The sequence below is a fragment of the Pantoea stewartii subsp. stewartii genome, from assembly GCF_008801695.1.
Classification (GTDB): domain Bacteria; phylum Pseudomonadota; class Gammaproteobacteria; order Enterobacterales; family Enterobacteriaceae; genus Pantoea; species Pantoea stewartii.
Genome location: NZ_VZPF01000272.1, coordinates 1 through 436 on the forward strand (window position 1 = coordinate 1; position 436 = coordinate 436).

At 55.7% G+C, this 436-nt stretch carries 1 pseudogene; it reads right to left on the reverse strand.

Features of this window, described 5'->3' with window-relative positions:
- Positions 1 to 146: pseudogene (locus tag F7Q90_RS27540) on the reverse strand (RHS repeat-associated core domain-containing protein); the annotation flags it as partial.
- Positions 147 to 436 lie beyond the last annotated feature (290 nt).

Genomic DNA, 436 nt, shown 5'->3' on the forward strand with positions numbered 1-436 from the left:
TCACCACCGGCCGGATTACGCGACCAGAGCGGGCTGTTGTTGTGACCGCCTGCGGTCAGGGTCAGTCCTGTCGGGGTGGTCACACCCAGACAGGCGTGCCCGTGGCGGATATACCGGGTGGCCCCGGCTGTTGTCATGAATGTCATAATGCGATTACCTTATATGGTCTCAGTGAAAAATAGTATTGCAGCAGATTGTTAGCCAGTCTACAGAATGCCGCTTCAGCGGCATGGAGGCGCCAGCTGATGTTGAATATGGCACTATCGCTGAATGGCGCAGCCGGTTACGTTGTTGACAGGTTCCACCAGGCCATCCCTTCACCCTTGTATGTAATAGAGATGTGGTGGTTAGCTACCATCACATGAAGCGGGGAGAGCCTGACCTTCGCCCTAAGGCAGTGACCTTCGTTTGGCAGCATAGGCCCTCCGCTTCACCT